This window comes from Halosegnis longus (genome assembly GCF_009663395.1).
GTDB lineage: Archaea > Halobacteriota > Halobacteria > Halobacteriales > Haloarculaceae > Halosegnis > Halosegnis longus.
Genome location: NZ_QKNW01000002.1, coordinates 172,843 through 181,532, shown reverse-complemented (window position 1 = coordinate 181,532; position 8,690 = coordinate 172,843). Strand labels below are relative to the sequence as shown.

At 57.5% G+C, this 8,690-nt stretch carries 5 protein-coding genes; 4 read left to right on the top strand and 1 reads right to left on the bottom strand.

The genetic code is table 11. From position 1 onward, the window contains the following. Both DM818_RS15095 and DM818_RS13965 read left to right on the top strand, forming a co-directional pair. The coding region (locus DM818_RS15095; protein ID WP_207105426.1) for a hypothetical protein at positions 1-198 on the top strand (198 nt) is incomplete at its 5' end. Between the two features lie 92 nt (positions 199-290). Then, positions 291-4,649: a sacsin N-terminal ATP-binding-like domain-containing protein gene (locus tag DM818_RS13965; RefSeq protein WP_153952833.1), complete on the top strand. Its 4,359-nt coding sequence runs from the start codon at positions 291-293 to the stop codon at positions 4,647-4,649. Positions 4,650-4,669: 20 nt separating this feature from the next. Here DM818_RS13965 and DM818_RS13960 read toward each other — a convergent pair whose 3' ends face one another. After that, the gene (locus DM818_RS13960; protein WP_153952832.1) at positions 4,670-4,987 is read right to left on the bottom strand and encodes a hypothetical protein; all 318 of its coding nucleotides are present in this window, start codon (positions 4,985-4,987) and stop codon (positions 4,670-4,672) included. A 147-nt stretch (positions 4,988-5,134) separates the two neighbouring features. Here DM818_RS13960 and DM818_RS13955 point away from each other — a divergent pair, with 147 nt between their 5' ends. Both DM818_RS13955 and DM818_RS13950 read left to right on the top strand, forming a co-directional pair. Beyond that, positions 5,135-7,414: an McrB family protein gene (locus DM818_RS13955; RefSeq protein WP_153952831.1), complete on the top strand. Its 2,280-nt coding sequence runs from the start codon at positions 5,135-5,137 to the stop codon at positions 7,412-7,414. Then, positions 7,404-8,675, top strand: a complete 1,272-nt coding sequence (locus tag DM818_RS13950) for an McrC family protein (protein WP_172977352.1) — start codon at positions 7,404-7,406, stop codon at positions 8,673-8,675. The genes DM818_RS13955 and DM818_RS13950 overlap by 11 nt, the downstream gene beginning before the upstream one ends. Positions 8,676-8,690: the final 15 nt, after the last annotated feature.

The following is an 8,690-nucleotide window of genomic DNA, read 5'->3' as shown; positions in this document are numbered from 1 at the left end:
GAGTTTGTCCAGGGGCGAGCGACCCACCACGAACCGCAGATGGCCGCCTATGCGGTTGGGCTACAGGCGCTTGATCCGAGTCGGGATGTCCGGGCGACGATTGTGTTGACGGCCGCCGATGGGGCCTGTTACACGTTCAGTGGTGACTGGGAGCCACGGGCAGTGATTGCGCCGTTACTCGAAGTACCGGACCGGTGAGGACCGCAAGCCGGTCATCCGGCTGTGGGCCGCCAGAATGACACACTGCCACCATCGTTTCATACCCACGGTGCCTCGAACGAGGCATACGAATGGCTGAGTCTCTTTCTGCGGACGAGTGGGAACAATGGATTGGTGACAAGCGGGCGGAGGTTCGAGATGATTACAGCAACCGAGCTCCTCGACTTCGCGCTGATTCGAACCGCGAGCAATCATCGAAACAGGGGTACTCCCGTCGTGTCTTGCTTGAGCTTATTCAGAATGCCAACGATGCGGCCGCCCAAGCCCCAGCTGGAGAAAGCGATGTCGGCGAGCTGTACATTGAACAAACGGAATCGCATCTCTATATCGCGAATACGGGAGAGCCATTTCACACAGATGGCGTGGAATCGCTCATGCTGGCGGATCTAAGCCCGAAGGAATTTGATGATGAGACGATCGGAGCGAAGGGGCTCGGCTTCCGTGCGCTTTTGAATTGGACCAGTGACATTGCGATTCTCAGTGGCTCACTCTCACTCGGCTTTTCTGAACACATTGCAGGCGACTTTCTGACCGAGCTCCGCGACCAGAAGCAGGAGGTAGACGATGTGGCGAGTCAGATGGAAGCAAATGGAAATGATGTGCCCATCCCACTGTTGAGTGTTCCAAAACACCTTACGGAGGCAAATGTGGCAGGGACGCAGTTAGAGACGGTGTATGATCGTGCGACGGAACTTCGAAAGGAAGGCTATGACACGGTCGTCGGGCTCCCGCTCCAGGATGACGCTGCCGTCACTGAAGCGCAGCGAGAAATTGCCGATCTCAACCCCGAGATGCTGCTGTTCCTCACTGCTCTTACCGGGTTGACAATCGAGAGTCCCGAGCGATGCGTCGAGTGGACATTCACGAGAGAGCATGGCGAGCGGGTAGAAATCACGACCGAAGAGACAACGACCAAATGGACGCTTGACCGACGAACCGGCACGCTCCCTGAAGAGTATGATACCTCTCAGCTGCCGTCTGACGAGTATGAAACCGCGATTGCTGTCCCGGAAGCGGGTATTGATGAGTCATATTTGTCGCGAGAGCTGTGTGTCTATTTCCCAACGAAGGTGGCATTTCCATTTCCGTTACTTGGCCACGCCACCTTCGAGGTAACAGATGATCGGAATCGACTGGTCGATTCTGACGTCAACTGGTATATTGCCCAGAAGCTTGCGGCACAGCTCGTTGCGACTGCGACCCGGCTGAGTGATCCAGCGAATGAATGGCGTGGCGTCGACATTGTGGCGGCCGACGCAGCGGTGGGCGAGTCACTCAACGAGTTAGGAACGACGCGAGGCGGGGCCACGTTTCTGGAGACAGTGTATGAGCAGATGGCAACACAGCCGGTGCTTCCGGTCTATGGCGGCGGGCTCGCTCGCCCAGATGCGGTTTCTCGATTGCCGGCTGACTTCACGGGCTTAGTGGAATATGAGGCGTTCAGCGACGTCTGCCGCTATGCAGACTCGGCGCGTATCCAAACTGCGATTGCTGAGATGGGTGTGCCACGCCTCGCAGACACGGCAATCAAGACCAAATTTGACCAAATCAGTAACTCGCTGTCACTCCCACAGCGAGCTGCGATTTTGGACAAATTACTCTCCAATGAGCTGATTACAGAGGACGCCCGTCCGACGCTCCTCGTCGATAGCAATGGCAATTTGATCTCGCCGGAAACGCGAGCCTTTCTCCAACCTCAGGATACCGAATTGACGCCCCCGGAGTGGGTGCCGATGGTTTTCCTCTCCGATGACTTCATTGCTGAGCTGAAAACCCAATTCGGCGTTCAATCGAATCCGGACCTTCGAGACCGATTGAAGCCATACCACATTCGCGAATACAGTTTTGAATCAATCTTTGAGAAGACGGTGGGAGAGGGGACCAGACAGCTTGAGGATGCCTCAACAGACACAGAGCTGTGGCACACTCAGCTTCAGGAGGCGCTGTGGCGTCTGTATACTGTTGCGAGCTCATCGAATACCCCACCCGACTCGACAAAGATTCCCTTGCCGACTCGAACGGGGGAATCAACACCGGCAACAGAGCTGTATCTCGGTCGCTCATATCCAGACGGTGCGTTACTTGAGGAGCTTTACGCGTCGTTTTCGCCGGAGACCTTCGTCACCGACGCCGAACAGATTTCTGTCCCGGAGGACGCGTCTCCACAAGCGACGCAAGAGTTTCTTGAGTGGTTGGGTGTCGCCAGTACGCCACGCATTACATCCACGAAACATGCGGAGCTTCCAGATACGTACGCTCAGTATGTCCACAGCGAATTGACCTACCCAGTCTCGTTTGGTGATAATACGTATCAAACACGGGAGGAGCTGGAAGAAATTAGTCACCACAATCAGTTTGCCAAGGTCCAGACAATTGACCGGCTGGATGCAGTCTTAGCGCATGCATCCTCCGAAGCGATTGTTGCGATGGTCGTCACCTTGCGACCGAAGATTAGCCAATGGCGTCGCAACGGTGATTCAACGGCCACCTACAAACTGAAACAAGGCGGACAGTACAAGTACCGGAAGCTGTCGAGTGAGTCGGTCCCGTCGTACGTGATCTGGCAGCTTGAGTCAACAGACTGGCTCAGCGTGCACCAATCCCAGGCCCAGTTGTCTCCGCGGCAGTGTGTGTTTGAACGGCAATTTGACAAACTGGCGCCTGCGATTGGTACGCCAGCAATCGATACGGACGCACCACTACTGGCAGCGTATAGCGAGCCAGAGATTCATGAGGCGCTTGCCCAGTGTGGCGTCGCTGAGACGCTTGAGGCGGTCGACTGGGAGACGTTCTATGAGCTAGTCGCTGAGCTCCCGGAGACAGATCCTGACGGGGAGATTGCGCGCAAACTCTATTCGAAATTGCTCTCGAAAGATGGTGAGCCAGCTGGCAAAGCATACGAGGAGTTTCTCGAACATGGCCAATTACACGGCACCCTTGACGGCTCAGCTGGCTACTACCCCGTTGATGAACTCCGATTCCCACAGAGTCAGACGCTCCCAGAGGCGGTGCGTGCGCGATATCCGATGGTCGATGTCAAGTCAAGTGAAGCGGGGTCGCGAGTCACTGCACGGCTCGGTGTACAGACACTGGCTGCTGAGGATCTCGCAATGGCAGATCCCACGTACACTGAACATGCGGCCGCGACGCAGCTAACCCGCCAGATCGACCAGCTCAAGCCGTTTGTCTTTGCGCTTCGGACCGATACAACACGGCAAGCAACCGCGAGACGACAGATTGACAACCTCTCCGTCGTGCTTTGTACCGACTGTACGACGACAGCGACGGTTGACGGCGAAGAAATTCATGTTGCGTTAGCGTCTGGCGAATTCCTGATTCACGATGAGACGGCGTATATTGTTCCCGACACATCTCCGTCGACGCAACATCCACTACAGAATGACAAGCTAAAGCGAATTGTTGGCGAGATTTTCTCCGCCATCCTGGATGTCGATCTAGTTGAGAAAGTGTATATTCTCGCATCAGCCAGGGATCCAGCCTCGGCATTCACTGTTGCCTTGGATGGCGATGAATCGACGCTCGCGGAAGCGCGTCAGATCCTTGAGTCGGAGGTAGAGTATCCGACACCGAGTATTTCGCCGTCATCCACACCGGGAGGATCCCAATCTGAGAGTACGCAGCCACAATCGAGTCCCTCCTCGGAGGCGGAGCAAGCGGAGGCCCAGGACACATCCACTGACGCGGCCACCGACTCCTCACCGACAGACGACGCCACCACTGAAACAGACGATACACCCACGGCATCATCCGATTCAGAGACGCAGGATGCAGCCGACGCTGATGAAGATGCGACACCAGCGTCTTCCTCCAATGATGGGCCCGTGCGGAATATCGTTGCAGACATTCCATCAGCTGAGGATATGACGGTTGAACCGGCGGCGAGAGAGCCGTCGAGTCAGTCGACTATCGAAGAACGGCGGCACCCAGGCGGTGGTGGTGGGGGCGGTGGGGGTGGCGGTGGTAGCCCGTCACAGCCAGTTGGTGGAGACCGGGCAGAGGAGGTATGCATGCAGTTTGAGAAAGCACAAGGACGCTATCCAATCCGTGTCGGCGACATCCAAGGGACCGATACCTACCGGTGTGATATTATCAGCTTCGAGACTGCGGACCGCCGAACAGAGTTTCTATCGGCTGCAGAGCCGGACGCCACCCTCATTGACCGATATATCGAGGTGAAAGGGCGAACCAGTGACGCAGCGAGTATTACGTTAGAAGGCAATCAGTATAGCGCCGCTCGCGACCACGGTGACAGCTACTTCATCTATCTCACGCTGACGCGGAACGATGCTGCAAGTGAATATGAAATTGTGACGCTCGCGAATCCGTTGGGCTCTGATGCTGTTGCGGAGACGGCCTCGATAACACTGTCCACTGCACCAGACGCAGAGAGCTATTCACTTGAATTCTAACGGCTTGGATCCGTGACTGCCTATTCCTCAGGAGCTACAACCTCGACGGTCACCGGCTCGTTCGGCGCGAGGGTGTGTACTGTCGTACTGCCAACGACGGTGCCATCGCTATCCTGAACACGCACTTCTACCGTTCCACCCTCGGAGGCGTCTGTCTCAAGTCCCTCCTCGTCGTCGTCAAAATCAGCCAACGTTGAGCGGTCAAGATGGACTTGGCCTTCCTCCGTCGCCCCCAGGAGTCGTCCAAACAGCTCGTTCCAACTCTCGCTGGCGCGTTTCTGGTCGGCAAGCCGGTGATAGATCGCGGGATCGATACTGAGAGTCTTGTAGTCGGCCATGGCTCTGGCCACTTGCCGGGCAGCCAAAGACCCGTGGGATTGTATTCTGACCGGCGAGCAAGTCTGCCAGATGTCGGTGCCGGCCTGCCATTGGCGGGCCGGCAGCTGGGGAACTACTATGGAACCCTGCGATGAAGGATAGTCATCATGAACGCGGAGCAGCAAGAACACCTTCTCGACGCCTGGGATGCATTTGCTGAGGAGTCCGAATATATTGATGGCGATGGAAACAAGCGCGATTTCAAGGCACCCAAATCCGCACGCGAGAAGCGACTAAATGCCATCACAGAGCTCTTAGAGCGATTCCGCAACGGCTCCCTCTCGATGGATGGGTTTCGTGGAAAAATCGATACTGAGTCACGCCGCATCGACTATTGGGGCTTTTCGGGTGGCTCGCAGATGTTTTTCAACCAGCTGGTGAATGCCGCGGAGACGACAGGGACCGTCGACCAGACGACATCGATGTTACGCGATGTCGTTGAGCCGCCCGCGACCCCAACTGTCGCAAGCGAGCAAATCGAGCGGCTTTGTGAGCATCTGGAGCTGTTCCGCGATACGTTTGACGACGCCAATAAGCGGCCAAGCGCCGGATATGTGCCGATGTTTCTCTCCTGGCTGTGGCATGTGCAAGCCCCGAATACGGTGCCAGCCTACTACAAGACGGAGCGGGATGCCTTGTCGGAGCTGAATTTGTGGGCAGAGACTGGAGGATATCCCGACCGATATCGATCGTTTTGGCTCACGATTCGGAGCTGTCGGGATACGATCGCCTCACATCGAGACACGGATCCGACGCTGTGGGAGCTGGAGTACGCTCTCATGCGATACCGCTACCGGGATCGGTATGATCCCGATGAAATCTCTGACCCTCCAGAGGACCCACCAACCGCCGATAATCCGACCCTCTGGCTTGTTGCGGCGGGGTCGCAAAGCGACAATCTCGAGCGAACCGTTGGTGATCCTGTCCCCCGCGAGACGATCGAGGCACACTCTGCTATCGAGTTGCCCGTTGACGGGGAGACGGATGCGGTGCCAGTGTGGGGGAATACCAGCGATGGAGATGGTGGACCAACCGTCGCAAACGGCGACGTGTTACTCCTCTATCGGTCCGGCGCGTTCCAGTACGCGGGCACCGTGATTGCCCAGGAGCAAAACACCACGCTCGGGAACGAAATCTGGGAGGAGAATGTTGACGCGAGTGGCGATACCTTCACACAGATCTTCTATCTTGGCGATGTGCGGCCGTTAGCGTTAGATCGCAAGGAGATGAATGCCATCCTCGATTACGCACCGAACTACGCCCAACAGGGATTCACCACCCCAAATGATGATGCAATGGCGTTACTCACGGAGAAATTCGGCTCGATTCCCGAGTTTGTCGATGCGGTGACCGACCGTGATGTTCCGGACCGCTATCGGCGGTTGGCAGATCAACTGGAATCAACGGGCCAAGTCATTCTGCATGGCCCACCAGGCACGGGCAAAACGTTCCATGCGACTGAATTCGCTGAGTGGTGGCTCAACGAACAGCCAGGGACGCGACAGACGAACGAGCAAGTCCAGCTCACCACGTTCCATCCCTCGTTTAGTTATGAGGACTTCATCGAGGGGGTGACGGCGAGGAGCCGGGATGGCGATATCCATTACGAGCTTGATGATGGCGTGTTCAAGCGATTTTGCGAGGGAACGCTGGCGTGGGATGGCCAGGAGGGAACGACGGCCGCAGACATGGATAGTGAGCCACGCTATGTCTTCATCATCGACGAAATCAACCGCGGCAATCTCGCCAGCATCCTGGGTGAGACAGTGACGCTATTGGAGGCAGACAAGCGCGCCGGCGCCCGTAACGAACAGTCGGTGCAGCTGGCCCACTCGGATACACCGTTTTCGATTCCGTCGAACGTGTACATCATCGGGACGATGAACACCGCCGACCGGTCGATTGCGCTCATTGATGCAGCGATTCGGCGTCGCTTTGGCTTTCTGCACTTCCCGCCGTCGTATGATGCCTTGCGTGAGGAGCATGGCTTTGCGACCGAGCAAGCGGTGACGGAAGCCCTTGGAGAGGACACCGAACGTGGGTTAGCGGCACTCTCGATCCGTGCGGTGGCCGAGCTGAACGCGCGGATTCGTGCCCGGCAGGATCTGGGCCGTGGCAAGCAGCTGGGCCACTCGTATCTGTTTGACTGTACGACAGAGGCTGACTTCATTCGCGCCTGGAAATATGAGCTGTTGCCACTCCTCGAGGAGTACTTCTTTGGGGCGTTTGATGAGCTGATCGGGACGCTCTTCACCCCAGCGGCGGCGCTCCCACTGTTTGATCTAGACCGCGAACACATTCGCGATGTGTTTGGTGCCCCGGGTGAGTCACAAACCGAGGCGGCTGCCTTACGCGCCAGTCTCCGGGCGCTTGTTGATGGCGAATAGCACCGCGTCGCCGTTCGTCCCGGCGGCTGTTGATGGCCGATGGCTGCGGCTTGCGGAGACACATGACTCGGCTGTCCTCACTCCCTCAACGGCTGATCTGGAGCTGTTGCGTGACTTAGCCGACGACAACCGAATCGAGCTGACTGAGCTGGCGACGGGAGAGTATCAGCTCTCGACGACCGGGCACGCGGGGGTGATTGCACTTCCCGATGGCCCGCCGATTCATATTCAGCCGAAGGTGACAGGGACCGCCTTGCTGCAGTTGCTCTCATACAGTACGACATCCACGATGTCGACGGTGGATGAAGCGGCGGACATTGCGGCCGGCACAACGTTCGTCGATCTGCTTGGAATGTTGTTTGCCGAGGAGCTGACGCGGGTGCGTCGCCAGGGGCTCGCCAGTGAGTATCAGCGTCGCCAGGGAACCGAACGGCATCTACGCGGCCAGCTTGCATTGCAACGACAGCTCCAGCAACAGGGACCGGCCGCCCCTACGTTCGAATGCGACTATGAGACGCTGACGCGTGATACGCCACTTAATCAGGCAGTGTTGGCGGCTGCACAGACGCTCTTGCGCGGGGCAGAGTCGCCTGACTTGCAGCAACGACTCCGCGGCCATGTGCAGGCGCTCAGACGCGATGTGACACTGCGTGAGGTTGCATCCCACGAGCTCGATGGGATCAAGCTGACGCGGCTCACGGACCATTACGACGATATCCTGCGGCTCACGCGGCTTGTCCTCGCAAATGTATTCGTTGAAGATCTGGCGCCGGGCGAGGGGCGTGGCTACACGCTATTGCTTCGGATGTACGATCAGTTTGAGGCGGCGGTCGAGCGGGCGGTGACCGCGGCAGCCGGCGAGTACATGGTTCAGACAGGGTATGCAGCTGGGTTCCCTGATTTCCTGACCGGTGACTTCTCGGTGCGGCCGGAGCCCGATGCAGTGATTGTCGACGATGCCGGCACGCCCCAGCTCGTGCTTGATGCGAAATGGAAGCTGTTGGATGGGGGTGGTGACTGGGCACCGAGTACCGACGACATCTACCAGATGCTGGCGTATCAGCAACACACGGATACGCCGGGTGTGTTAGTGTATCCGGGCGAGGCGGCGGGAATTCGTGGTACGGCAGCGACGGCACATGATCGTGAGCTCTACGTTGCTGAGCTGCCGGTGGCGGGTGAGCGGCCGGAGTCGTTTGCGGCCTACTGTGAGGCAATGGATACGGCGTTAGATGACGTCGTCTCAACGTTGATTGCATGAGTATTTGTCCACGCT

Coding starts and splice junctions, on each gene's coding strand:
- DM818_RS13965 (WP_153952833.1), top strand. CDS start 291: ATGGCTGAGTCTCTTTCTGCGGACGAGTGGGAACAATGGATTGGTGAC.
- DM818_RS13960 (WP_153952832.1), bottom strand. CDS start 4,987: ATGGCCGACTACAAGACTCTCAGTATCGATCCCGCGATCTATCACCGG.
- DM818_RS13955 (WP_153952831.1), top strand. CDS start 5,135: ATGAACGCGGAGCAGCAAGAACACCTTCTCGACGCCTGGGATGCATTT.
- DM818_RS13950 (WP_172977352.1), top strand. CDS start 7,404: ATGGCGAATAGCACCGCGTCGCCGTTCGTCCCGGCGGCTGTTGATGGC.